Source organism: Pseudoalteromonas sp. PAST1, assembly GCF_021532515.1.
Lineage (GTDB): Bacteria > Pseudomonadota > Gammaproteobacteria > Enterobacterales > Alteromonadaceae > Pseudoalteromonas > Pseudoalteromonas simplex.
Window position 1 is genome coordinate 1 of sequence record NZ_JAKGBH010000053.1, and the last position, 24,398, is coordinate 24,398.

Sequence of the window (24,398 nt, forward strand, 5' to 3'; positions counted from 1 at the left end):
AGGTTGTTTATCTTACCCGATAGGCTACCAGACAGGCATTATCCAAGGGTGGTAAGAAGGAAACCTAATAAATATCCCTATAAAAGAAAATGCCAGTCAGCTCTTAACTGACTGGCATTACGCATTATGCGGGCTTTTTCGTTTTTATCATTACCAACCGCACTGGCGGCCTTCATTTTGCTCATCAAGGTATTTTTGTAACGGTGCAAAGTAATCTAAGATTGCTGTTGCATCCATTTCTTCTTTACCAGTGATTGTCGCAAGTGCTTCTTGCCATGGGCGGCTTGAGCCCATTTCTAACATAGCATTTAGTTTTTCACCAGCCTCAGCAGAGTTGTATACAGAACAACGGTGAATCGCTTCTTCGTTACCGGCAATTTCACATAAACTTCTGTGGAAGTCGAATTGTAAAATGTGCGCTAAGAAATAACGTGTGTAAGGCGTGTTGCCTGGTACGTGATACTTAGCACCTGGATCGAAGTCTGCTTCGCTACGTGCGATAGGCGCTTGTACACCTTGGTATTTTTCACGTAATTCCCACCACGCTTTGTTGTAGTTCTCTGGCGTTACTTCACCTGAGAAAACTTTCCAGCGCCATTGGTCTACTAATAAACCAAATGGGATAAATGCTACTTTGTCTAATGCCATTTTCATTAACAGGCCGATATCTTTAGATTCATCAGGCACGTCGTCTAATAAACCAATTTCTTTTAAATAACCTGGCGTTACAGAAAGTGCAATGGTGTCACCAATCGCTTCGTGGAAACCATCGTTCGCACTTTCTTGATAATAAATAGGCTGTGTGTTGTAGGCGCGTTGGTAGAAGTTATGCCCTAGTTCATGGTGAATAACAGAGAATTCTTCACCTGTGCGTTGAATACACATCTTAATACGTAGGTCGTCTTTGCTATCAATATTCCATGCAGATGCATGACATTGTACGTCACGGTCTTGCGGTTTAGTGAATAGCGAGCGCTCATAGAAGGTATCAGGCAGTGGTGCAAAGCCCATTGAGGTGAAGAACTTCTCAGCACCACGTACCATTTTAAGTTCGTCGTAATCGTGTTCAGCTAATAGTTCTGTTACATCATAACCAGGATCGGCATTTTCTGGTGCAACAACGTCGTAAATGTTACCCCATGTTTGGGCCCACATATTACCTAGAAGGTGAGCTGGGATAGGTTGATCTTGCGGGACTTTATCTTCGCCATATTTTTCACCTAGCTTGGCACGAACATGACAATGTAATGAATCATATAGCGGTTTAACTTGGCCCCAAATGCGGTCGAGTTCTTTTGCAAAATCATCGGCTGGCATGTCGTATTTACTACGCCACATAGCACCTGTATCTGCATAACCTAGCTCTTTTGCACCTTCATTGGTGAGTGCAACTTGTTGCTCATAAAGCGGGCGCATAGGTTTTGAAACTTGTCGCCAGCCTTGCCATAAATCAAGCAATTCATTGTAATCACGGCTCGTTGCCATTTTAGCAGTCATCTCGCCAAGGCTTAAACAGCTACCATCTTCTTTACAGTATTTACCTTTACCATAAATACCCCCTAGCTCAGCCACTAATTGTGAGAGCTTAGCTGTTTTTTCAGCATCTTGTGGTGCAGGTAAGGTAAGTGCGAGTTTAAGTTTATCGAGTTTACGACGTGCATCGTAATCAAGCTCTAAACTATCGAACTTTGCGGCTTCATTAGCAAGACGAACCACAGCTTCTGTCATTTTGCGATTTACTTCGGCAGATAGTTCAGCAGTATCATGGGTGATGAAGTTGGCATAAATCCACTCAGCACGGCTTGCTTCTAAATAAAGCGCGCTTAATTCTTTTTCAGTATCGGCGATAAATTTAGCGGCATCTTGTGCGGTTACTTGGCTTGTTTTGACTTCAGCAGTCGTTGTTTTAGTGCTCGCAGCGTCATCATTACAGCCTGTAAGTGCAAGTGCACTGGCGACCATAAGCGCGCTGATGCTGAGCTTAAATGGAGTCTTTTTCATAACGTTCCCTAGAAGTTTATTGTTATTTATTGCCCATGCATAATAGCAGTGTCTTAGTAAACAACAAACTGCCTAGTTGAAAACAAGCTAAGTAAGCGCTGCTTACGTTGTATTTATGGCACGATCAGTCATACTTGAACCAGTTAAATAAAATAAAAGGATTGCACAATGACGACCGTAATCATTCTGTTACTAGTTGCTGTGATTGTAATTTTTGCTGTGAAAGACATTCGCATCAATCTTGTCACACGACCTACGTTTAGACTATTTAAAAAAGTTTTGCCGCCGTTATCGCAAACAGAACGTGAAGCTATGGAAGCGGGTGATGTTTGGTGGGACGGTGAGTTATTCAGTGGTAACCCTGATTGGCAAAAGCTGCATCGTTTTCCTAAACCTGAACTCAGCGAAAAAGAGCGCGCATTTATGGGTGAGCAAGTCGAAACTTTGCTAGCCATGCTTGATGATTATCAAATCGTGCAAAAAGATAAAGACCTACCAAAAGAAGTGTGGGACTACCTAAAAAAAGAAGGATTTTTTGCACTAATCATTCCTGAAGAATTTGCTGGCCGAGAGTTTTCAGCCATTGCTAATTCAACCATTGTATCGAAAATTGCCACTAAGAGCTTAACCGCTGCGGTCACCGTTATGGTCCCCAATAGCTTAGGTCCTGGCGAATTACTTCTTCATTACGGTACCAAAGAGCAACAAGAGCGTTGGTTGCCAAGCCTAGCTAAGGGCGATGATGTGCCTTGTTTTGCATTAACGGGCCCTGAGGCTGGGTCTGATGCAGGCAGTATTCCTGATACTGGGGTGGTTTGTATGGGCATGCATAACGGTGAAGAAGTGATTGGCTTAAAACTTAACTGGTCAAAACGTTATATCACCCTTTCGCCAATCGCCACAGTACTGGGTCTTGCATTTAAAATGTACGATCCTGAAGGTTTATTGGGTGATAAAAAAGAGCTTGGTATCACGTGTGCACTTATTCCGACAGATCACGAAGGTGTGCAAACAGGTGAGCGTCATTACCCGTTAAACATGGCATTTATGAATGGCACAACGTACGGTAAAGATGTGTTTATTCCGCTTGATTGGATCATCGGTGGCGAAAAGGGCGCAGGTAGAGGTTGGCGCATGTTAGTTGAATGTTTAAGTGCGGGCCGCGGTATTTCGTTACCGGCACTTAGTACGGCAACAGGTCACTTGGCTTCAAGAATGACATCAGCCTATGCAACCGTTCGCCAACAATTTGGTGTGTCGATTGGCCAATTTGAAGGTGTTCAAGAAGCACTCGCTCGCATTGGTGGTTTAACTTACACCTTAGAATCAGCAAGGTTAATGACCGCAGGGGCGATAGACTTAAAATTGAGTCCGTCTGTGGTTACCGCTATAGCTAAGTATCATATGACTGAAATGGGCCGTACTGTAATGAACGACGCGATGGATATTCATTCGGGTAAGGGTATTCAAGTCGGGCCGAATAACTATTTAGCCCATGGCTACATGGGGATCCCGGTATCGATTACCGTTGAAGGTGCAAATATTCTGACTCGTAACTTGATGATATTTGGTCAAGGCGCTACCCGTTGTCATCCGTTTGTTTTAAAAGAAATGGAAGCAGCAGCAATGGAAGACCAAGATGTTGCTTTAAAAGAGTTTGACTCATTACTACTGCAACATATTTTATTTGCAGGCAGTAATGCAGGTATGGCATTTGTGCACGGTTTAACGCGAAGTTACTTCGCTAAAGCCCCTGTCTGTGGCGCAACCACTGGTTACTATAAACAGTTAAGTCGCATGAGTCGTGGTTTAGCATTTTGTACTGACGTTGCGATGCTAGTATTAGGCGGTGAGTTAAAACGCAAAGAGATGATTTCGGCACGTTTAGGTGACGTGCTTAGCCATTTATACCTTGCTTCATGTGTATTGAAACGTTATGAAGATGAAGGGCGTCAGCAAGCTGACCTACCATTTGTGCAATATGCCGTTGAGCATTCGTTATTCTGCATTGGTCAAGCATTCGATGGCTTCTTTAAAAACTTCTCTAACCCAGTGGTTAATTTTTTACTAAAACGTATTGTGTTCCCTCTGGGTAATCATTACCACCGTCCAAGCGATGAGTTAGCACAAACAATGTGTGAGCACATGAGCAAACCAGGGGTCTTTAGAGACAGATTAACCCATCTTTGTTATGTTGATGAAAATGCAGGCACGGGTGTCATGGAAAATGCCTTTTTAGCCATGATTGACACCCATGAAGACTTTAAGCAGCTTCGTAAATGGCAAAAAGAAGGCACTATTGCCAAAAACCTTGAACTTGAGGGCGCAATTGCCGCAGCAGCAGAGAAAAACTTGATAAACGAAACCGTTGCAGAGCGTATGAATCAAGCCAATGAGCTACGTAAACAAGCGATAGCCGTTGATAACTTCTCCCCCGGCGAGCTGTAACTTCTTGCCAAGTTGAAATAATTAAAGCCTTGCATTTGCAAGGCTTTTTTATCTTAGCTTATACCAATCCGTGAGTGATGACTTTTTCTGCTTCGCTGGCTGGCATGGGTTTCGCTTTTAAGAAGCCTTGACCAAACTTACATTGAGTTTGTTTTAAGATTGCCAATTGTTTTTCTGTTTCAATCCCTTCCGCAACAACATCGAGCTTTAACGACTGTGCTAACGATAATATGGCATCCACCAAGGGGTTGTGTGCTTTATTTAAATGATCGATAAAGCTTTTATCGATTTTTAAAATATGGATAGGTAATTGGTGTAAATAACCAAGCGCTGAGTAGCCAGTACCAAAATCATCTAAGCACAGTTTAACTTCAAGAGGCTCAAGGCCTTTAATAATTTTTGTTGCTAGCTCTAAATTACCAATTAGCCCAGATTCAGTGATTTCTAAGCACAGCGAGCCTAAAGGGAGTTTGTATTTAGAGTACAAAGCATGGATTTGCGCGACGAAGTCGAGACTTGCAAAATGACGTGATGACACATTCACGGTAATTCGGCCAAACGCTTTACCTTTACTTGCCCACAGTGCGATTTGCTTTGCCGCGAGTTCAAGCAAGTGTAAATCTAAGTTAATAATTTGGCCTGTGTCTTCTGCAACGGGTATAAAATCATTTGGCGAGACAAAGCCTTTACTTGGGTGGTGCCAACGCACAAGCGCCTCAAAGCCGACAACCTGTGCATCTTGAATGGTAAAAATTGGCTGGTAGTAAAGTTCAAAGTCGTCATGTTCAATACCATGCTGTAAATCATTTTCTATATCCGCATGATTTTTGAGCTTTTTACGCATGGTATTGTTAAAAAACTTAACTTTACCGCGGCCTGATGACTTCGCCTCGTACATTGCAGCATCAGCATGCTGTAATAGCTTATAAGCTTGATCGCGACTACTTTCACAAAACGCAACACCAATACTTGTGGATGCCTGAAGTAAGTGGCCATCAATATCAAGAGGCTCAGCGAGAACCTGTTGAATTCGTTCAAGGGCATCTTTAATTTGTTGTTTATCGGTGATGTTCTCCATAAAAATGGCAAACTCATCGCCCCCTAAGCGGGCAAAGGTATCGGTATTGCGGATGGTACCTAAGATTAACTCACAGATTTTGACCAAAAAGTGGTCACCAACCTCATGACCTAATGAATCATTGATACTTTTAAAACGGTCAAAGTCTAGATAGAGCAGGGCATGTTGGTGGCGCTTATCTGCTCTTGCCAGACGAAGGATCGCATGTTTAATACGCTCTATTAATAACGAGCGGTTAGCAAGGCCGGTTAATTCGTCGTGAAGAGCTCGGTGCTCAAGCTCTTGTCTTGATAATTGGCGGTCTATCGCCATGCTAATTTGGCGGCTCACATACGTGAGTAAGGCACGGTCATGTTCGTCATAGTGATAGCTTTTACTGTAACTTTGTACGGCGATAACACCACTAATACGCTCATTTACTTTAAATGGCACCCCTAGCCAAGACTCGGCCTGACGACCAACCATTTTAAAATGACCCGCATCAATGTGTTGTTGAAATTCTTCTTTCGTAAAAAGTAAAGATTGGTCGATGTTTAATAAATAATAAGATGCGGTGTCTTTTAGTTGTTCTTTCGATATTTTCTTATGGGCGTTAGAACGCACGCCTTCTTCGATAATATAAACTAAATCAAGCACATCGAGTTGCTTGTCATACAGGCCAATAAAGAAGTTATCAGCCCTCAGTAAAGAGGTAATAATGCCGTGTAAAGATTCAAAGAAGCTATCTAACTCGCTTGATTGATAGGTTAAGTTAGCGATTTGCAGCATCGAGCGTTCTAGCTTTTGTGCATCGTTTAACTGCATCACAGTTTGCTGTAAGTCTTCTACGGTGCGAACTTGATTTATCTTGGCACTGAGTAAGTGGGCGACAGTTGATAAAATCTCTAAATGCGTATCATTGTAGTAATGTTTTTGCGGGTGCTCACAGTCAATGACACCCAGTACTTTTTCTTTGTAAACTAATGGTACGCAAAGCTCAGATAACGCAGGGCGAGAATCGGCAATATAACGCGGGTCTTGACTGACATCGCCAATCATTAAGGGTTTGCCAGTGCTTGCGACATAACCCGTAATACCTTGATCAAAGCTAATTTCTGTTCGGTCGATATGGTAAGTATCATGGCTACTTGCCGTGCCAATAGACGCCATTTCTTTTAGGGTACGTGTTTTATCGTCTGCTAGGTAAATGACACACTCTATAAAGCCCAGGCGGCTCACTACCTCTGATGTAACATATTCGAGTAACTCTTCAACTGTATCTAACTGCATTAGAGATGATGAGAACTGATTAATAATATGTAATTGGTCTGTTTTGACTTCAAGTGCAAAAGCCGTGTCTAAACTCTTAGGCATAGAATAAAAGGTAACCAAAATGTTGTATTAATTTATTACGTTAACCTACTATCAAACTATCCACAAAGTTATTTTCAAAAAAAACGTATACTGGTGTAAACTAGGCACCTGAAAATGAACTTGGGTAAATAAGCGAGGTTATTTGCTCAATGTTTATGCTATCCCCCTAACTTTAGCCGTGGAAACAAGCAATGTCAGATTTAAATTCGATGCAAACTCTAACAATTACACGCCCAGATGATTGGCACATTCATTTACGTGATGGTGAGCAACTCGTTGATACCGTTCGTGATGCAAGCCGTTACATGGGGCGAGCAATCATCATGCCTAACCTTGTTCCACCGGCAACTTGTACAGACACTGCATTATCTTACTATGAGCGAATTAAAGCTGCGGGCCCACAAGGTAACTTCGAACCATTAATGGTGCTTTACCTAACAGATAAAACTACGCCAGAAGAAATTAAAAAAGCTAAGGCAACAGGTAAAATTGTTGCTGCTAAACTGTACCCAGCTGGCGCGACGACCAACTCAGATTCTGGTGTGACATCAGTTAAGAATATTTACCCTGTACTTGAGGCAATGCAAGAAGTAGGGATGTTGCTGCTAGTTCATGGTGAAGTAACCGATTCATCTATTGATATTTTTGACCGTGAGAAGGTCTTCTTAGATACAATTTTAGCGGATGTAGTAAATGACTTTCCGAGTCTTAAAATTGTGCTTGAGCACATCACGACAAAAGATGCGGTAGAGTTTGTTAATAATGCACCAGAGAATGTTGCTGCAACCATTACTGCTCATCACCTTCTTTATAACCGTAATCATATGCTAGCAGGTGGTATTCGCCCGCATTATTACTGCTTACCTATTCTAAAGCGTAACATTCACCAACAAGCGTTAATTGGTGCTGCAACAAGCGGCAGCAAAAAGTTCTTCTTAGGTACTGACTCTGCACCACATTACAAAGACAAAAAAGAAGCGGCCTGTGGTTGTGCTGGTGCATATACTGCACATGCAGCTATTGAGCTTTATGCTGAAGCGTTTGAAGAAGCGGGTGCTTTAGACAAGCTTGAAGGTTTCGCGAGTCACTTCGGTCCTGACTTTTACGGTATGCCTCGAAACCAAGATACCATTACACTAGTAAAAGAGAGCTGGACAGTACCAGCTAGCTATAAACTAGGCGATTCAGAAGTGGTGCCAATCAAAGCAGAAGCACAAATGGACTGGCAAGTTAAGTAAGTTTTAGCAAGGTCTAAATCGAGAATAAAAAGCCCATCTATTTGATGGGCTTTTTTCATTTATAATTAATTGTTTATAAATAGTACTGTCATATATTTTTGTTTGAGCGGTTGACCTTAAAATTATTTTCGATTAATAGAGCTAAAAGCTATTTAATGTGTTAGTCTTAAATTGCTTTGAGTTTTTGCGTATTGAATTTACGGATAATGTGCGGCTGTACGGTTACCGGTTTGGTTATTGGTTCTTCCTGTACTTTACCCCAAGTTTATTGGGCATTCACTCAGGGAGGATAGAGCCATTATGGCTGAATTTTAATAATTGACTTACAGGAAAATTTGGTATGTCAAACACGGTTACTGGTAAAGTTAAGTTCTTCAACGAAGCTAAAGGTTTCGGTTTCATTGAACAAGAAAATGGCCCTGATGTATTCGTACACTTCAGCGCTATCACAGGTACAGGCTTCCGCACTCTAAGCGAAGGCCAGCAAGTATCTTTCGGCATCAAACAAGGTCAAAAAGGCCCTGAAGCTGAGAACGTAGAAGTAGCATAATTTATTATGTGAACCTAAGCATTTTGGTGAAACAGTTTCTGTTTCACCAAAATTCATTTACTCCCCAAATATCATACAGTTGTACCTAAACCTATTTAAACCTAAAGTATTGTGTTAGCCTTTTTTAATAGGTAATTCTTCTAGAACTTTCTCAACTATTCCTTTAAAGCTACTCTCGGTATCTAAAGTACTATATGCTCTTAGACTTAGTTAATTAAACATGACATTGATCGTTGTGTAAGTGAAAAATTTGATCTAACGAGAAAATTTAGTACTCATTTTCAGAGATTGTAGATTTTTTTACCAACATCTGAATTTCCCGCTAAACTTAGTGATATATAAGACAGCGGTAATTTAAATGAGCAATAAAATACTCGTTTGATAGATATAATGAAGGTTTGCTAATTGATGAGCATAGGAAATAATATACTTTTGGTAGACGATCACCCGATGGTGGCAACAGCAATTAAAATGGTTTTATCCAAATCGACCTTAGTTAACGAAGTTCAAGCTGTTGGAAGTCAAAAAGAAGCACTACAATTTTTAAAAGCTAATAATGTAGCGTTAGCTATATTAGATATTGAGTTAGAAGACTCAGATGGTTTTAGCTTATACAAGCGGGCTGTTAGTGCAGGGTTTACTGGCAAAGTGTTATTCTTATCAGCTAAGCAAGATAAGCATATTATACGCACTGCAGCAAAGTTGGGAGCGCAAGACTTCGTTAACAAAGCTGAGAGCCTTGAAGATATTTCTTCTGCAGTTGAAATGATCTTGCGTGGTTACACCTTTTTTCCTCAAGAGCATTTAATTGCTTCTGAAAAAGACATTGACGAGTTACTCACTGAGCGTGAACTCGCCGTAATGAATTACCTATTGCAAGGGCTATCGAATAAAGACATTGGTGAAAAACTTTTCATCAGTAACAAGACCGTCAGTACTTACAAAACAAAGATATTTGAAAAGCTTGAGGTTGATTCAGTTATCTCATTAGCTAAGCTAGTAAAAGACCGCGCCGTGTTCTAATGGCGGCAGTTATAAGTCAAGATTAAATCCCGTTTAATGTTTAGTAAGCAGTTTGCTTGCTTATTAAACATTCCCTGCCTCTAAATGCATAAAAATTCTTCTAATTAGATTTTTTAGATGAAAAAACTGAATTTTTTTTTCATTTTTCTTTACCGCTTTTTGATTTCAATAAATGTTACATTTATGTTTAAGTTTGAACGGAATATGAATGTGATGATTGTTACTAAAGGGCTATAGAAGCCTTACAGATGTGTGGCTGTTATATTTTTGTTAATTCGTTGTTTTGGTTATTTTCATATCAACGACGAGTCACCAAATTTTTCCGATGAAAGCCGAACATCAAGTTGACAGACTCAGATGCATTTAGCATTATTGGAGGGTTGATATCTATTAAAAGATATCAGGGTTGTCCTCTTCGGAGGGTAATTAAATTATAAAAGTAACATTACTTAATTGGTTGGGAACTATGTCTGTTAAAATCAGAAAGAGTCTTGTAGCATCAGCGTTGGTTGGCGCTTTTGCATTTGCAAGCAGCAATGTGATTGCAGATCCTTTGAAAGATGTGCAAGATGCAGGTCAACAAATTCAAAAGGCTGCTGTTAAGTCTCAAACTAAAATTGACAATGTATATGGTCAAACTCAAGAGCTAATCGCTGAGTACCGTAGCGTTGTTGACGAAACTGAGCTAATGAAGGTTTACAACGATCACGTAGCACGTTTGGTCGCTGACCAAAACGCTTCAATCGAATCGTTTGACCGTCAAATCGCAACTATCGATAACACGAAACAAAACGTTGTGCCTTTGATGTATCGCATGATCGATACGCTTGAGCAATTCATCAAAGCGGACGTTCCGTTCAATCTTGAAAACCGTCTAGCACGTGTTGAAAGACTTCGTGACATCATGGCGTCAGCTTCAGTTACTACATCTGAAAAATTCCGCCAAGTTCTTGAAGCTTACACTGTTGAAACTGCATACAGCTCAGCTGTAACTGCTTCTCAAGGTACTCTTGAGATCGATGGTAAGAGCATCAACGTTGACTTCGGTCGTTTAGGTCGTATCACTTACGTAGCTCAGTCTTTTGACCTTAAGCACGCGTGGGTGTGGGATAACAACACTAAACAGTGGAAAGAATTAGGTGAAGAATACCTAAAACCTGTTAAAGAAGTTATCCGTATGGCGCGTAAACAAGCGACATTAGAACTTGTTAAACTACCAATTTTTGGCGCGGAGTAATCAATAATGAAGAAACTATTTAAAGGTTTTGCTGTTGCAGCAGTACTATCTGTTTCTGCAGGTACCGCGCTTAATGCACACGCAAACACTGATGCTTTAGACAAAATTCTTGAGCAAGTTAAGCAAGAACGTATCTCTGAAGGCAAATTAAATAAGCAACGTGAACAAGAGTTCCTTTCAGCTCGTGCTGACAAGCAAGCGTTACTTAACAAAGCTAAAAGCGACCTAGCTGCTGAAAAAGCACGTGGTGACCGTTTAGCTAAAGAATATGCTCAAAACGAAAATACTTTAGCAGAAAAAGAGCAAGCTCTTTTAAATGCTCAAGGTACTTTAGGTGAGATGTTCGGTGTTGTACGTCGTGCAGCTGCTGATGCAATCGGTTCAATCGAAGCATCACTTGTTTCTGCTGAAAAACCAGGACGTGCTGAAGTACTTCGCTCACTAGCTGCTGCGAAAGAACTTCCAACTGTTCGTGAACTAGAAGAGCTTTGGATTTCTCTTCAAACTGAAATGACTGAGTCTGCTAAAGTTTCAACTTTCGAAACTGAAGTTGCAGGTCTTGACGGTTCATCTTCTGTGAAGAAAGTAACGCGTATCGGTAACTTCAACTTAGTAACTGATGACGGTTATTTAATCTACTCTCCAGAAACTAAAGCGATTCAACCTCTAGGTAAGCAACCTGATAGCTACATCCTAGCGGGTATCAGCGATTTAGAAGGTACTTCTGCAGATAACTACGCTGGCGTATACATCGACCCGACTCGTGGCGCGATCTTACGTATCAACACGCAGAAGAAATCACTAATGGAATACTACGAGCAAGGTGCTGAAGTAGGTTACATCATCACACTATTATTAGTTGTTGGTCTACTTATCTTCATCGTTCGTTTCATTGATCTTGCGCTTACTAGCACTAAGATTAAGAGCCAGCTTAAGAACCTTTCTACTCCGAATACAAACAACCCACTGGGTCGTATTCTTAAGGTTTACGCTGACAACAAGAATCAAGACGTTGAAAACCTTGAGCTTAAACTTGACGAAGCAATCCTACGTGAAACGCCTCGCATCGAAGCTGGTATCAACATCATCAAGATCTTGGCAGCAATCGCTCCATTACTAGGTCTACTAGGTACGGTAATCGGTATGATCCTTACGTTCCAAACAATCACATTGTTCGGTACAGGTGATCCGAAGATCATGGCTGGTAATATCTCTCTAGCACTTGTAACTACAGCGTTAGGTCTAATTGCAGCTCTACCACTTATCCTACTTCACTCAATTGTTGCGGGTCGTAGTAAGTCGGTTCTACATGTCCTTGATGAGCAAAGCGCTGGTATCATCGCTGCTCACGCGGAGAAGGAGAAAGCCTAATGCTAGTCCTGATGGAGATCTGGGAATCTATCAGGGATTTTGTTGGCACAGGCGGCCAGGTATTATACGTGGTCGCGATAGCACTCTTTCTTATGTGGGTTTTAATGATTGAGCGCTATTGGTTCCTACTAGCTGAGTTTCCTCGTATGACGAAGAACATTGTAGCTCAGTGGGATGCCCGCCAAGACACTACGTCTTGGTACGCACACAGAATCCGTGAAGCATGGATTTCTGAAGCGTCTGAAAAATTAGATCAGCGTATGTTGTTGATTAAGACATTAGTAGCTGTTTGTCCTTTAATCGGCTTATTAGGTACTGTAACGGGTATGATCGCGGTTTTCGAAACCATGGCTACTCAAGGTACTGGTAACGCACGTTTAATGGCATCAGGTATTTCAATGGCAACAATCCCAACAATGGCTGGAATGGTTGCGGCACTATCTGGAGTATTCTTTAGCTCACGTCTTGAAGCGAGAGCGAGAATGGCGAAAGCTAAACTTGTAGATAGCATGCCTCATCACTAGAGAGAGAATTAAATATGGCACGTAAACAACGTTTTCGTGAAGAAGAAGAAGCAGCGGTTGACATGACGCCAATGCTTGACATCGTATTTATCATGCTTATTTTCTTTATCGTAACTACATCGTTCGTTAAAGAGGCTGGTATCGAAGTCAATAAACCTAAAGCAGCTGCAGCTACGAAGCAAAAAAATGCAAACATTTTTGTTGCTATCCGCGCTGACGGTGCGATCTGGATTGATAAACAACAAGTAGACGTTGAGCGTGTATCAGCTAAGCTTGAAAGTTTATTAGCAGAACAACCTACTGAAGTTGTAATTTTGCAAGCTGATAAAGAAGCAAAACACGGCGTAGTAGTTAAAGTAATGGACCAGATCAAAGCGACGGGTGATAACCTTAAAATTTCAATAGCTGGAGATCAGTAATGATTCGTTTTCTGTTTTCACTGATTGCAGGTGGGGCAGTTACTTTCGGCTTGTTCTACTTCATGGCGTACCTCATCTCCGGTGGAGCTGACCGTGCGACTGAACAAAAAGAACAGATCGTAGTCGAAATTATGACGAATCCGCCTGAATCTAAGGTGCAGGAGAGGAAGCGTGTTCCGCCTCCGCCTCCGCCACCGCCAAAGCAGCCGCCTAAACCGCAGCCGCCTCAGCCGGAAAACAGCAACCCTAACACTGGTGGTTTGTCATTTAATATGCCAAGCATCGATGTGGGTAGCACAGCTGGTGGCCTAAGTGGTCCAGGTGCATTTGGACGTGATGGTGACGCGACACCTATCGTTCGTATTGAACCAAAATACCCTACGCAAGCAGCGCGTGATGGTAAAGAAGGTTGGGTACAACTTTCATTCACTATCAATGAAGTGGGTGGTGTAGAAGATGTTGAAGTGATCGACGCCGATCCTAAGCGTATCTTCGACCGCGAAGCTAAACGTGCGCTACGTAAGTGGAAGTACCGTCCGAAAATCATCGATGGTAAACCACAGAAGCAATTTGGTCTTCAAGTACAATTAGACTTTAAACTTAACCAAGGCAACTAAGGAGGCGAGTAATGAGAAATTTATCTAAAGTAACTGCACTTGCGCTTCTTATGTCTCTATCAGGTGTAGCTTTCACTGCACCTGCTTTAGCAGCGCCAGATTACGCGAAGATTGAAGCGCGTAAAAAAGCAAAAACTAAAGTTATGGGCGAGCGCGTTGGTAAAAAAGTTATTAAAGCGTTTGATTTGTACAATGAAGAGAAGCTTGATGAAGCGATTGCGTTACTTAAAGAAATTGATCCTTCGGATGAATTTGATAAGGCAACAGTCGATCGTTACTTAGGTCAAATGTACGCTCAAAAAGAGCAGTATCAATTGGCTATCAAGCATATCGCAGCGGCAGTTCAGCCTGACGTTTTAAATTTTGCTGACCAAGAGCAAGGCTTAAAACTTCTAGGTGATATGTACGCGGGTACTGAGCAATATGCAAAAGCGAAAGAAGCTTATGCAGCTTGGATGGACTTCACAGGTGAGGAAGACGACAAGGTTTATACACGTATTGCGCAAGCAAACTACGAGTTAAAACTTTTCAAAGACGTACTTCCTGCTGCAAACAAAGCAATTGAATTGGCAAAAGAACCTGCAAAGGCTGCTTACCAATTAAAGCTAGCTGCCTATTTTGAACTTAAACAGTACAAAAATATGGTAGGTGTTGCTGAAGAAATTGTTCGTGTTTGGCCTGAAGACAAAAAAGCCTGGGTTGGTTTAGGTAAATACTACCTTCAAACCGAAGACTTCAAGAAAGGTCTAGCGACCATGGAAGTTGCCTATAAAAATGGCTATTTTGAAAACGAAGTTGAATACAAAGTACTTTCTAACTTTTATTCGTTAAATGATATCCCTTACAAAGCAGCAGTTGTGCTTGAAAAGGCAATCAACGAAGAAAAAGTTAAGCGTAACAAGCAAAATATCAGTGCAGTGGCATCTAACTACCACCGTTCTAAAGATATTGAAAAAGCAGCTAAATACTATGAAGAAGCGGCTAAATTTGATGATGATGCTGAGCTTTACCGCAAAGCGGGTTCATTACTTTTACAATCGCAAAATTATAGTGCAGCCGTTGTTCGTTTGAACAAGGCAATAGAGTTAGGTTCTGACAAAAAAGGAACTATTTACTCTGATTTAGCTGAAGCTTATTACTACCAAGAGAAGTATAAGCAAGCTTATAACGCTATCACTAAAGCAATGGACGATCCGCGCACTCGCAAGTTTGCGAAGAGCTGGTCGACCTTCATCAAAGATAAAGCCGCTCGTAACGGTGTAAAAATCTAATTGATGTTGTTTTAAATTAAAAAGCCCCTCTGGGGCTTTTTTTATGGAATTTTAAAATGCTAAGACAGATCGTATTATTAGTTGTCGCAAGTGTGATGCTGATAGCTTGCTCTGAGCAAACATCAGGTTTCAAAACATTTAGTGAAGGGCAGCAAGCGCTGCAAACTATTAATAATTTATTATCGACTCAAGAACAGCAAAGTGAAGCTGCTAGCTGGCCTTTCTCAGAAAGTTATTTGCAAGCACGTCATCAGGCTTATCAAGGACTAAAAACGACGACGTTAGATGTGTCACAACAGGCGCAATTGAACTATTTAATCATTGCTGAGCGTTATCCCGAACGTTACTTTGTGTGGCCTGTACAACGTGATGTTATTAGCCAAGCTCGTTTAGTAGATGACTATTCGGTAAATGAATTAGCTAACTGGCTAGAGTTAGTTGAAACGCAGTTAATTGCAGCTGAGCAAAGCAATCTGAAATTAAATAAAATCGAATTAACGCTTTTACATAATATGGTCAAATCGCACCTTGATAATAGCGATGACAGTGTACAAGCAGCACTAAACAAACTTAATCAATATTTAACTCAATATAAACCGCGTACTAAACTTGGTTTAGTCGGTTTGGCAAATGGTAAAGATTGGTATCAAAGTAAACTTAATTACTTTAGTGGTGAGACTAAGCCGCCTTTAACTTGGTTAAGTGAAATCCAGGCTTCGTTAAAGCAATCGCAGAATGCAGATTTTGTATTACCTGTATCAGACTCTCACGCTAAACCATTAGTAATGAACTATTTTGTAGAAAGTCATCAGCACACAGGTCTTGATTGGCAGCTTGATTATCTCGACCCGCTCAAAAGTAAGCGTAAATTAACACAAGATGAGCAATACTTCTGGCAAGTTATGATGGAAACCGACTTAGGAATTCATTATCACACATGGAGTGAACAGCAAGCACGTGTTAGTTTGATGAAGCGTCTAGGGGTAAATCATCAACAAGCTGATTGGTTAATTGAGGATATCGTGCTTTATCCTGCGATGAGCTTTATTTTTATAAATTAGTACAGCGCTGCGCTCTATGGAGCGCATCGCCGACAGCGTTGGCTTGCAGGATCTGCAAGTAAACGTTCGTCATCAATTTTTTCTTCACAATCACAGCAATAGCCATACTGCCCAATATCGATTTGGCATAGTGCTGCTTCTAACTTTTCTATTCGAGCAATCAATATTTGATACTCAGAACCGAGATTATTTGCTGTCAGCTCTAACCAGTCTGAAGGGGGATGATCCTTGAGTTGCGATAGCAGTTGCTGATGATAGGCTTGATCAGAATTAGCCAGCATATCCAGTAAACGTTGTCGAACCTGCGCAAGTTCCGCAGATAACTTTGTTTGAATTTCAGTATTGTTCATCGCTTTTCTTCCAAGTGGGCAATACTGGTATTATCAAACAAAATCGATTTGCTAATTATGATTTGTATCAATACTCGGCGCTTTCGCGTACTTTCTTAGTACATCTGCAACTTCGTCTTTGGCTTTTAGGCGGCGGATCTCATCAAAAAGTGCGTTAGCTTGAGGATATTGGCGTTTTAAATAGCCGAGCCATTGCTTAGTACGAGAAGCAAAATACTTTTCACATTTGCTCTCGTCTTGGTGCATAGATGAATGAATAATGTGGTATATCACATGCTCCCATAACATCGGAGTGTAATGCTCGTTTTCTGCATGAGATTTTATTTGTTTTGCTAAATCAGGCATCGCTAATGCACCACGACCAAGCATTAAATCTTGGCAATGACTGCGCTTTTGACAAAGCATGGCATCTTCAACTTGCCAAATTTCGCCATTAGCAACGACCGAAATAGTTTTATCTTTGATTAACGGGGGGATTTTTTCCCAGTATGCCGGAGGGTTGTAACCATCTCTTTTAGTTCTGGCATGAATAGCAAGACTTGAAGCACCCGCGCTAACAACAGCATCAACAATTTCTTGGCTATTACTATCATCATCAAAACCAAGCCTAATTTTGGCACTAACTTCATGGCAAGGATCAACAGCATCACGTACGGCTTTAATAATTTCGTACATGTGCTCAGGGTCTTTTAACAGTACCGCACCACCTTTACTTTTGTTCACTGTTTTAGCTGGGCAACCAAAATTTAAGTCAATGCCATGGGAGCCTAGGCGTATTGCTTTGACGGCATTTGCTGCCAAAGCATGAGCAACTTGACCTAGCAACTGAATACGCACTGGCGTACCTGCACGGGTATAACCACCTGTTTTTAGCTCAGGACAATAGCGATGAAACACGCGTTCGGGCAGTGTGTCTTCAACGACACGAACAAACTCTGTTACGCATAAATCAAATCCACCTAAATCAGTTAAGAGTTGTCGCATTTTAAAATCCACAACGCCTTCCATCGGTGCTAAAACTAGTCGCATGATACCTGTTAACTCATCAAAAATTAGGACGCGTATTCTAGCTTTTCTGGATTGTTTTATAAATCGTAATTTGCATTCTTGGCACTTTCAGAAAATAATTATAAAAATTTTGAAAGTAATTTTTAGTTCTCGGGTCTTGTTTAATAACCCTTTATAAAAAAGAGAGTCATCGAATGAACACAGTTAAGAAAAATTCAATTGCATTAACATTAGGTGCGGTTGTAGTAGGTGCGTCAAGTTTTGTAGCAACTGATGCGAGTGCAAACCCATTTGAATTTCAGCAAATGCAAGCAGGCTATCAACTAGATGCCGCAGAAGGTAAATGCGGTGAAGGTAAATGTGGCGGCGATAAAAAAGCTGAAAAAGAAGGCAAGTGCGGTGAAGGTAAGTGCGGCGGCGACAAAAAAGCAGCCAAAGAAGGCAAGTGCGGCGAAGGTAAATGCGGCGCAGATAAAAAAGCAGCCAAAGAAGGTAAGTGTGGCGAAGGTAAATGCGGCGCAGACAAAAAAGCAGCCAAAGAAGGTAAGTGTGGCGAAGGTAAATGCGGCGCAGACAAAAAAGCAGCCAAAGAAGGTAAGTGCGGCGAAGGTAAATGTGGCGCAGACAAAAAGAAAGCTAAAGAAGGTAAGTGTGGCGAAGGTAAATGTGGTTCTAATCACTAAGCGCTCATTTAGCTTTTAAAAGGGCCGTAAAGGCCCTTTTTAGTAGGAGGTAGTATGTTAAATGAATCAGTAGCTGATTTTGGGCTGATTGGCTTAGGTTTGCGCCGAGAAATGCTTGATGAAATGCTCATTGATGTTCCTAAACCTATTGAGTTTTTAGAAGTTGCACCTGAAAACTGGCTAAAGCTTGGGGGGCGTTTTGGTAAACAATTTAAACAGCTTACCGAACAACATGCCTTTGTTTGCCATGGTTTATCGTTATCGATTGGCTCACCAGCAGCGCTTGATATTGAATTTGTGCAATCGCTTAAAACCTTCTATAAAGAGCATAATATTCGTTTATTCAGCGAGCACTTAAGTTACTGCTCGGGCGAAGGACATATGTACGATTTAATGCCTATACCATTTACTGAAGATGCTATTAAGCATGTTGCTTCTCGTATTAGGCAAGTACAAGATATTTTAGAACAGCCAATTGCTATTGAAAACGTGTCTTACTATGGCGCCCCTGGTCAACAAATGACAGAACTTGAATTTACTAATGCTGTTTTAGAAGAAGCTGATTGTAAACTGCTGCTCGACGTGAATAATATTTACGTTAATTCGATTAATCATGGTTATAACGCTGAGCAATTCCTAGCTGAATTACCAACAAAACGGATTGCCTATGGGCATGTTGCGGGCCATTACACTGAGGCTGAAGATCTACTGGTTGATACCCATGGTGCGCCAGTTATCGATCCTGTTTGGCAATTGCTTGAAAAAGCTTATGAAGTTCATGGCGTATTTCCCACCTTATTAGAGCGTGATTTTAATATTCCGCCGATGAGTGAGTTGTTAACCGAGCTAAAAACCATTGAAGCACTGCAGCAAACAGCGAGCAAGCAAAACCAAGCAATGGTGAAACACAGTGCCTGAACATTTTACTCAAGTACAGCAAGCGTTTATGGCGCATATCCGCGATCCTCAACAACACGCTAAGCCTAGTGATATTGAAGAGCGTCGGATGGCTATTTACCGCGACTTATTTTTTAATAATGTGGATGGCTTTGTTAGCTCTGCGTATCCAGTACTAAAAAGTTTATATTCAGAGCAAGCTTGGCACAGACTCGTTAGGCAGTTTTTTAGTCAGCATGATTGTAAATCACCTTATTTTTTAGATATTGCAGGGGAGTTTTTGGCTTTTCTTGCTAATGACTATGAAGTGCAAAGCGATGATCCCGCGTTTATGTTAGAGCTAGCGCACTATGAATGGGTTGAGCTTGATGTATCGGTTGCTCAAGAGGTGGCAGAAGAAGTCAGTTTATCGGCTCATCAAGTGACAAGCTCTGCATTATTCTTAAGTTCACTTGCCCGTAACTTGAGTTACAGTTTTCCTGTTCATACCATCAGTGCAGATAATCAACCAAGTGAACCGGTAGGACAACCCAGTTATTTTGTGGTTTATCGTGATAGCGATGACGAAGTACAATTTTTATCGACAAATGCGATGACCGCATTACTTCTTAATATCATAGAATCTCAGCCAGGTGCCGATTTAAATGATGTATGCCAAGCAGTTGCAGAGCATGCGCCTCAATTTAGCCAAGAGCAGCTGTATCAGGGAGCCCTCAATACCTTGAGTGCAATGGCAGAACGTGGCATTGTGGTTTCTAATAACTTGGTTTAAAAATCAGCTAAAAGTCTTTATTGATGTATTTAGTTCGACTATTATGAGCGCCTTATTTTGTCGTGCTTAAATAAAGGTAGTAATTATGTCGAATGATAAAGACTTTAAAGATCCGTTCAATGCAACTTATTTCATTGCGTTTTTAGCTGTATTCGGTGGCATTGGCTGTCTAAACGCTATTCTTGGTTGGATCACTTCTTTATCTTAATCTGCGCAAGCAAATTAAAGACAATAGGCTGCATTATGCAGCCTTTTTTATAGCTGTAATTTCTTGTTAAGTGATTAATTTCGAAACTTGCTACCGACTTTCTACTAAGGTGATGTTATACTCTCGAGCTTTGTTAGATAAACTTTTTGAGCAGTATAATTATGACTCAAGCAACTTCAACGCTCATCAAACAGAGCATTGCAACGATCGCTGATTACCCAAAGCCGGGCATTATGTTCCGCGACGTAACTACTTTAATGGCTAATGCTGACGCATTTAAAGCAACCATCGACAGCTTTATTGCAGCATATAAAGACCAAGGTTTTACAAAAATCATCGGTACTGAATCTCGTGGTTTTATCTTCGGTGCACCACTTTCTTACGCACTAGGTATTCCATTCATTCCTGTTCGTAAACCAGGCAAACTTCCTCGCGAAGTGATTTCACAAAGTTATCAATTAGAGTATGGTGAAGATATTCTTGAGCTTCATACAGACGCAATTGTCCCTGGCGATAAAGTGTTACTAGTAGATGACTTACTGGCTACAGGTGGCACAATCGAAGCAACGGCAAAATTAGTTGCTAAACTTGGCGGTAACGCAACTGATGCGGCATTTGTTGTTTCTTTACCTGAGCTGGGTGGTGAGCAACGAGTTGCTGATATGGGCATCAAAATCTTAAAGTTGGTTGAATTCGAAGGCGAATAATTAATGAGTTATCAGGTTCTAGCAAGGAAATGGCGACCACAAACCTTTCACGAGTTAGTGGGGCAGTCTCATGTTAAACAAGCATTAGTTAATGCATTAACACAAAATAGACTCCATCACGCTTATCTCTTTACTGGAACCCGTGGGGTGGGTAAAACAACCATTGCACGTATATTCGCAAAAAGTCTCAACTGCGATAAGGGTATCTCTGCTGAGCCATGCGGCCAATGTTCAAGTTGTACTGACATTGAAGCAGGCCGTTATATTGATTTATTAGAAATCGATGCGGCATCACGTACCAAAGTAGAAGATACCCGCGAAATCCTTGATAACGTTCAATACGCACCAACACGTGGTCGTTACAAGGTATACCTAATCGATGAAGTTCACATGCTGTCAAAGCACAGTTTCAATGCATTACTAAAAACATTGGAAGAGCCGCCAGAGCATGTGAAGTTTTTATTAGCGACAACCGATCCGCAAAAACTACCCGTGACGATTTTATCGCGTTGCTTACAGTTTAATTTAAATGCTTTGTCGCAATCAGAAATTCATGATCAGCTTGCCCATGTTCTTAATCAAGAACAGCTAAGTTTCGATGATAAATCATTGTCTATTTTAGCTAAGGCAGCCGATGGTAGTATGCGTGATGCATTGAGTCTTACAGACCAAGCAATTGCGCAAACCAATGGCAATATTAATCATCAGGCTGTGCAAACTATGCTTGGCTTGATGGATACTCAATATAGCCAAACCATGTTAGCAGCGTTACTGTGCCAAGATGGCGATGCATTACTTCAAGAAGTAAAAGCAGTCGTTAGCCGAAACCCTAACTTTGTAGCCTTGCTCGACGATTTAATTGCCCTGACGCATCTTATTCAGCTTGTGCAACTTGTGCCTAGTGCAGCGGCACTTGATGATACTAACCGAGATTTTATTGAGCAGGTGGCACAAACCACTGATGCACAGCAGATGCAGGTTTACTACCAATTGCTATTAAATGGTAAAAAAGATTTGCAATGGGCACCCGATGCTAAACTTGGCTTTGAAATGATCATGTTGCGACTGCTTGCATTCCAACCTACGCAATTTGCACAAAGCCAAACACCAACGAATACCCAGCAACAGGTTAAGCCAAGTGGTGCCGGTGCACTGCGTGATATTTTGAAAAAATCTACGGCGCAACGTGAGCAAGCTGCTTCAGAGCAAGCACCAGTTGCACATAGCTCTGCACAGACAACTGCTGTTCCTTCAGAGCCTCAGCCAACACAAGCTGAGCCTATTCAAGCAGCCAAGGCAGAAACGGCACATAGCCATGAGTCTGCCCAGCAAGTTGAAGCAACAGCAGTAGAGCAGCCTGATGCTGGTCAACAGCCTCAGCAATCTGTTGAAACTGCAATGGTTGCTGAAGTTCAACCTGCGCCACAACAGCAAGAGCCAAGCCACTCAGAGCAAGTGCCAGCAGCTGAGTACTCATCACCAGAGTATTCTTCGCAAGATTATATGGATGATGATGCCGAAATGGATTCATCACTTGCAGCGCAATACGATGATGTGATGAATAGCGCCTATGATCAGGGCTTTACTGCCAATGAAGCATCTGCGCCTCAGCAACAGCAAACAACACCAGCACAATTACAACAGCAGCAAAGTCAGGCGCAGTCGGCCATTGCTCGTATTTTACAAGATCGCAATATTTCAGGTGCTGGGCGTTTAAGTGGTGCAGCAACGCAAACTCATGCTAAAGCAGAACCACAGCCTGAAGCTAAGCCCAAAGCAAAGCCGCCAGTGCAACAAAGCACAGCCGCGACCAACATTCAGCCTCAGCAGCAAGCAATGGCTGCTGAAGTAAAAAAGCCCATCCCCCAGCAAACGGGGGAGAGCAGTAGTAAAGTAAAAAAAGTCGACTTTCGAGAAAAGCATCAAACAATCACCGAAAACTTAGCGCCAGAGTTACTTGAGCAGATCAATCCACAAAAAGCGCCAGAGCCAGTAGTTGAAGAAGCCAGTATTCCGATACCTGATGATTTTGAAAGCCCGATCAGCAGTATTAAATTTGCACACGAACAAGACGAATGGGCGTATTTAATTAAACGCATGGGACTGGGTGGTCGCATGCGCCAATTTGCGCTGCATTCAATCTTTACCAAGCAGAATAATCAGTTGCACATTGAAGTTGATTCATCACAGCGCCATTTAGATAGCGCTGTGCTTAGGCAAAAGCTCAATGCTGCATTAAGTGAAATTTACGACCATAATGTAGAACTTAGTATCGAGTTTGCTGATGGCGTAATTGATTCACCGTATTTGATTCAACAAAAAATTGATGCGGGACGTCATCAACAAGCGATTGATGTAATAAATAGCGATGAAAATATAGTGCAATTTCAGCAGTTATTTAGCGCTATAATCGATGAAAACAGTATTCAGGCATTGTAATTAGTTACAATAGCCCTTATCTTCATGCCAATTAAAGTAGTTTAGAAAGAGAGACAGTTATGTTTAAAGGTGGAATGGGTAACATGATGAAGCAAGCGCAGCAAATGCAAGAGCGCATGCAAAAAGCCCAAGAAGAAATCGCAAACCTTGAAGTTGTAGGTGAAGCAGGTGCAGGCCTAGTTAAAGTAACTATGCTTGGTAACCACAATGTTCGTCGTGTTGAATTAGATGACAGCCTAATGGAAGACGACAAAGACATGATCGAAGATTTATTAGCGGCAGCGTGTAACGATGCTGTACGTCGTGTTGCTGAAGAAACACAAGAGCGCATGAGCAAAGTAACTGGCGGTATGCAATTACCACCAGGTATGAAAATGCCATTCTAAGTGATTTTGTATGCAACTATCTCCTAGTTTAACACAGCTAATTGAAGCGCTACGATGCCAGCCGGGCATAGGCCCTAAGTCGGCACAGCGCATTGCTTTTCATTTGCTTGAGCGTGACCGTCAAGGTGGTAAACAGCTTGGCCATGCATTAACCAAAGCAATGGATGAAGTAGGGCATTGTCAATCTTGTCGTACTTTTACAGAGCAAGCGGTATGCGATATTTGTTCAAGTGTTAAACGCCAGGATAGTGGTTTATTGTGTGTGGTCGAATCACCAACCGATGTACTCGCTATTGAGCAAACTGGTCAATACCAAGGTCTTTACTTTGTTTTAATGGGTCACTTGTCGCCAATTGATGGCATAGGGCCAAAAGAAATTGGCCTTGATATTCTTGAAAGCAAGTTGCAACAAGGTGGCATTAATGAGGTGATCCTCGCAACCAATCCAAGTGTTGAAGGGGAAACCACAGCCCACTACATTGCTGAGCTTTGTCATAAGTATCAGGTTGGTGCATCTCGTATTGCTCACGGTGTCCCTGTTGGTGGTGAGCTCGACTTACTTGATGGTATGACATTGATGCACGCATTTAGCGGACGACGCGCCGTAAACCAAAACTAATACCTAATATGGTATCAAAAGCCTGCTTTAAGCAGGCTTTTTTGTGTGTAGCCCCCCAATTTAGCCGTAAATTTAATTTTTTGCCTTGAAGTTCAAAAAGCCTGCCCCATATAAAGAGTCATAGTGCAGATTAGACAC

The 24,398-nt window shown here is 41.5% G+C and carries 23 protein-coding genes; 19 read left to right on the plus strand and 4 right to left on the minus strand.

Going from position 1 to position 24,398, the window contains the following annotated elements; all coding sequences use genetic code 11:
* Positions 1 to 150: 150 nt before the first annotated feature.
* On the minus strand, positions 151 to 2,001 hold the full coding sequence (locus L1272_RS19095) for a M2 family metallopeptidase (protein WP_187490780.1): 1,851 nt from the start codon (positions 1,999 to 2,001) through the stop codon (positions 151 to 153).
* 168 nt (positions 2,002 to 2,169) lie between these two features.
* Here L1272_RS19095 and L1272_RS19100 point away from each other — a divergent pair, with 168 nt between their 5' ends.
* A complete protein-coding gene (locus L1272_RS19100; RefSeq protein WP_235374096.1) occupies positions 2,170 to 4,449 on the plus strand; it encodes an acyl-CoA dehydrogenase in 2,280 nt (759 codons plus the stop codon).
* Positions 4,450 to 4,507: 58 nt separating this feature from the next.
* On the opposite strand, the gene L1272_RS19105 is transcribed toward L1272_RS19100, so the two are convergent.
* Complete coding sequence (locus L1272_RS19105; RefSeq protein ID WP_138601658.1) at positions 4,508 to 6,880, minus strand: EAL domain-containing protein; 2,373 nt, start codon at positions 6,878 to 6,880, stop codon at positions 4,508 to 4,510.
* 191 nt (positions 6,881 to 7,071) lie between these two features.
* Here L1272_RS19105 and pyrC point away from each other — a divergent pair, with 191 nt between their 5' ends.
* The 10 genes from pyrC (at position 7,072) to L1272_RS19155 (ending at position 16,191) form a co-directional block, all read left to right on the plus strand.
* A complete protein-coding gene (gene pyrC / locus L1272_RS19110; protein WP_054551562.1) occupies positions 7,072 to 8,118 on the plus strand; it encodes a dihydroorotase in 1,047 nt (348 codons plus the stop codon).
* 340 nt (positions 8,119 to 8,458) lie between these two features.
* Positions 8,459 to 8,668 carry a cold-shock protein gene (locus tag L1272_RS19115; protein ID WP_036967526.1) on the plus strand — a complete coding sequence of 70 codons (210 nt, stop codon included), beginning with the start codon at positions 8,459 to 8,461 and terminating at the stop codon, positions 8,666 to 8,668.
* A gap of 408 nt (positions 8,669 to 9,076) precedes the next feature.
* Positions 9,077 to 9,691 carry a response regulator transcription factor gene (locus L1272_RS19120; RefSeq protein WP_235374097.1) on the plus strand — a complete coding sequence of 205 codons (615 nt, stop codon included), beginning with the start codon at positions 9,077 to 9,079 and terminating at the stop codon, positions 9,689 to 9,691.
* 466 nt (positions 9,692 to 10,157) lie between these two features.
* Positions 10,158 to 10,928, plus strand: coding sequence for a DUF3450 domain-containing protein (locus L1272_RS19125; protein ID WP_054551560.1), 771 nt, complete (start codon positions 10,158 to 10,160; stop codon positions 10,926 to 10,928).
* Positions 10,929 to 10,934: 6 nt separating this feature from the next.
* Positions 10,935 to 12,299: a MotA/TolQ/ExbB proton channel family protein gene (locus tag L1272_RS19130; protein ID WP_054551559.1), complete on the plus strand. Its 1,365-nt coding sequence runs from the start codon at positions 10,935 to 10,937 to the stop codon at positions 12,297 to 12,299.
* Positions 12,299 to 12,823 carry a MotA/TolQ/ExbB proton channel family protein gene (locus L1272_RS19135; protein ID WP_054551558.1) on the plus strand — a complete coding sequence of 175 codons (525 nt, stop codon included), beginning with the start codon at positions 12,299 to 12,301 and terminating at the stop codon, positions 12,821 to 12,823. The genes L1272_RS19130 and L1272_RS19135 overlap by 1 nt, the downstream gene beginning before the upstream one ends.
* 14 nt (positions 12,824 to 12,837) lie before the next feature.
* On the plus strand, positions 12,838 to 13,242 hold the full coding sequence (locus tag L1272_RS19140; protein ID WP_054551557.1) for an ExbD/TolR family protein: 405 nt from the start codon (positions 12,838 to 12,840) through the stop codon (positions 13,240 to 13,242).
* Entirely contained in the window at positions 13,242 to 13,859 is a 618-nt protein-coding gene (locus L1272_RS19145; protein WP_054551556.1) for an energy transducer TonB, read from the plus strand. The genes L1272_RS19140 and L1272_RS19145 overlap by 1 nt, the downstream gene beginning before the upstream one ends.
* Positions 13,860 to 13,870: 11 nt before the next feature.
* Complete coding sequence (locus L1272_RS19150; RefSeq protein WP_054551555.1) at positions 13,871 to 15,130, plus strand: tetratricopeptide repeat protein; 1,260 nt, start codon at positions 13,871 to 13,873, stop codon at positions 15,128 to 15,130.
* A 56-nt stretch (positions 15,131 to 15,186) separates the two neighbouring features.
* Positions 15,187 to 16,191 (plus strand): hypothetical protein, encoded by a 1,005-nt coding sequence (locus tag L1272_RS19155; RefSeq protein ID WP_235374098.1) that lies wholly within the window; start codon positions 15,187 to 15,189, stop codon positions 16,189 to 16,191.
* A gap of 14 nt (positions 16,192 to 16,205) precedes the next feature.
* Here the strand turns inward: L1272_RS19155 and L1272_RS19160 are convergent, their stop codons facing one another.
* Both L1272_RS19160 and L1272_RS19165 read right to left on the minus strand, forming a co-directional pair.
* Entirely contained in the window at positions 16,206 to 16,541 is a 336-nt protein-coding gene (locus L1272_RS19160) for a TraR/DksA family transcriptional regulator (RefSeq protein ID WP_054551553.1), read from the minus strand.
* Between the two features lie 51 nt (positions 16,542 to 16,592).
* Positions 16,593 to 17,570, minus strand: coding sequence for a tRNA-dihydrouridine synthase (locus tag L1272_RS19165; protein WP_235374099.1), 978 nt, complete (start codon positions 17,568 to 17,570; stop codon positions 16,593 to 16,595).
* A gap of 173 nt (positions 17,571 to 17,743) precedes the next feature.
* On the opposite strand from L1272_RS19165, the gene L1272_RS19170 reads away from it, so the two are divergent.
* From L1272_RS19170 to recR, 8 genes are all read left to right on the plus strand, one after another.
* The gene (locus tag L1272_RS19170; RefSeq protein ID WP_209326481.1) at positions 17,744 to 18,232 is read left to right on the plus strand and encodes an HvfA family oxazolone/thioamide-modified RiPP metallophore; all 489 of its coding nucleotides are present in this window, start codon (positions 17,744 to 17,746) and stop codon (positions 18,230 to 18,232) included.
* Between the two features lie 54 nt (positions 18,233 to 18,286).
* On the plus strand, positions 18,287 to 19,150 hold the full coding sequence (locus L1272_RS19175) for an HvfB family MNIO-type RiPP peptide maturase (RefSeq protein WP_235374100.1): 864 nt from the start codon (positions 18,287 to 18,289) through the stop codon (positions 19,148 to 19,150).
* On the plus strand, positions 19,143 to 19,901 hold the full coding sequence (locus L1272_RS19180; RefSeq protein ID WP_328250360.1) for an HvfC family RiPP maturation protein: 759 nt from the start codon (positions 19,143 to 19,145) through the stop codon (positions 19,899 to 19,901). The genes L1272_RS19175 and L1272_RS19180 overlap by 8 nt, the downstream gene beginning before the upstream one ends.
* Positions 19,902 to 19,986: 85 nt before the next feature.
* Positions 19,987 to 20,109 (plus strand): hypothetical protein, encoded by a 123-nt coding sequence (locus L1272_RS23145; RefSeq protein ID WP_254907726.1) that lies wholly within the window; start codon positions 19,987 to 19,989, stop codon positions 20,107 to 20,109.
* A gap of 161 nt (positions 20,110 to 20,270) precedes the next feature.
* Positions 20,271 to 20,816 (plus strand): adenine phosphoribosyltransferase, encoded by a 546-nt coding sequence (gene apt, locus L1272_RS19185; protein ID WP_054551549.1) that lies wholly within the window; start codon positions 20,271 to 20,273, stop codon positions 20,814 to 20,816.
* A gap of 3 nt (positions 20,817 to 20,819) precedes the next feature.
* Positions 20,820 to 23,255 (plus strand): DNA polymerase III subunit gamma/tau, encoded by a 2,436-nt coding sequence (gene dnaX, locus L1272_RS19190; protein WP_235374101.1) that lies wholly within the window; start codon positions 20,820 to 20,822, stop codon positions 23,253 to 23,255.
* 59 nt (positions 23,256 to 23,314) lie between these two features.
* Positions 23,315 to 23,641: a YbaB/EbfC family nucleoid-associated protein gene (locus L1272_RS19195; RefSeq protein WP_054551547.1), complete on the plus strand. Its 327-nt coding sequence runs from the start codon at positions 23,315 to 23,317 to the stop codon at positions 23,639 to 23,641.
* Between the two features lie 10 nt (positions 23,642 to 23,651).
* Positions 23,652 to 24,260 carry a recombination mediator RecR gene (gene recR / locus L1272_RS19200; RefSeq protein ID WP_054551546.1) on the plus strand — a complete coding sequence of 203 codons (609 nt, stop codon included), beginning with the start codon at positions 23,652 to 23,654 and terminating at the stop codon, positions 24,258 to 24,260.
* The last annotated feature ends 138 nt before the right edge of the window (positions 24,261 to 24,398 follow it).

Bases quoted from the DNA above. Each gene is read 5' to 3' on its own strand.
- L1272_RS19095 (WP_187490780.1), bottom strand. From the start codon at position 2,001: ATGAAAAAGACTCCATTTAAGCTCAGCATCAGCGCGCTTATGGTCGCC.
- L1272_RS19165 (WP_235374099.1), bottom strand. From the start codon at position 17,570: ATGCGACTAGTTTTAGCACCGATGGAAGGCGTTGTGGATTTTAAAATG.
- L1272_RS19160 (WP_054551553.1), bottom strand. From the start codon at position 16,541: ATGAACAATACTGAAATTCAAACAAAGTTATCTGCGGAACTTGCGCAG.
- L1272_RS19120 (WP_235374097.1), top strand. From the start codon at position 9,077: ATGAGCATAGGAAATAATATACTTTTGGTAGACGATCACCCGATGGTG.
- L1272_RS19170 (WP_209326481.1), top strand. From the start codon at position 17,744: ATGAACACAGTTAAGAAAAATTCAATTGCATTAACATTAGGTGCGGTT.
- L1272_RS19100 (WP_235374096.1), top strand. From the start codon at position 2,170: ATGACGACCGTAATCATTCTGTTACTAGTTGCTGTGATTGTAATTTTT.
- L1272_RS19115 (WP_036967526.1), top strand. From the start codon at position 8,459: ATGTCAAACACGGTTACTGGTAAAGTTAAGTTCTTCAACGAAGCTAAA.
- L1272_RS19125 (WP_054551560.1), top strand. From the start codon at position 10,158: ATGTCTGTTAAAATCAGAAAGAGTCTTGTAGCATCAGCGTTGGTTGGC.
- L1272_RS19175 (WP_235374100.1), top strand. From the start codon at position 18,287: ATGTTAAATGAATCAGTAGCTGATTTTGGGCTGATTGGCTTAGGTTTG.
- L1272_RS19155 (WP_235374098.1), top strand. From the start codon at position 15,187: ATGCTAAGACAGATCGTATTATTAGTTGTCGCAAGTGTGATGCTGATA.
- L1272_RS19140 (WP_054551557.1), top strand. From the start codon at position 12,838: ATGGCACGTAAACAACGTTTTCGTGAAGAAGAAGAAGCAGCGGTTGAC.
- pyrC (WP_054551562.1), top strand. From the start codon at position 7,072: ATGTCAGATTTAAATTCGATGCAAACTCTAACAATTACACGCCCAGAT.
- L1272_RS19135 (WP_054551558.1), top strand. From the start codon at position 12,299: ATGCTAGTCCTGATGGAGATCTGGGAATCTATCAGGGATTTTGTTGGC.
- L1272_RS19195 (WP_054551547.1), top strand. From the start codon at position 23,315: ATGTTTAAAGGTGGAATGGGTAACATGATGAAGCAAGCGCAGCAAATG.
- L1272_RS19130 (WP_054551559.1), top strand. From the start codon at position 10,935: ATGAAGAAACTATTTAAAGGTTTTGCTGTTGCAGCAGTACTATCTGTT.
- apt (WP_054551549.1), top strand. From the start codon at position 20,271: ATGACTCAAGCAACTTCAACGCTCATCAAACAGAGCATTGCAACGATC.
- L1272_RS19145 (WP_054551556.1), top strand. From the start codon at position 13,242: ATGATTCGTTTTCTGTTTTCACTGATTGCAGGTGGGGCAGTTACTTTC.
- dnaX (WP_235374101.1), top strand. From the start codon at position 20,820: ATGAGTTATCAGGTTCTAGCAAGGAAATGGCGACCACAAACCTTTCAC.
- recR (WP_054551546.1), top strand. From the start codon at position 23,652: ATGCAACTATCTCCTAGTTTAACACAGCTAATTGAAGCGCTACGATGC.
- L1272_RS19105 (WP_138601658.1), bottom strand. From the start codon at position 6,880: ATGCCTAAGAGTTTAGACACGGCTTTTGCACTTGAAGTCAAAACAGAC.
- L1272_RS19150 (WP_054551555.1), top strand. From the start codon at position 13,871: ATGAGAAATTTATCTAAAGTAACTGCACTTGCGCTTCTTATGTCTCTA.
- L1272_RS23145 (WP_254907726.1), top strand. From the start codon at position 19,987: ATGTCGAATGATAAAGACTTTAAAGATCCGTTCAATGCAACTTATTTC.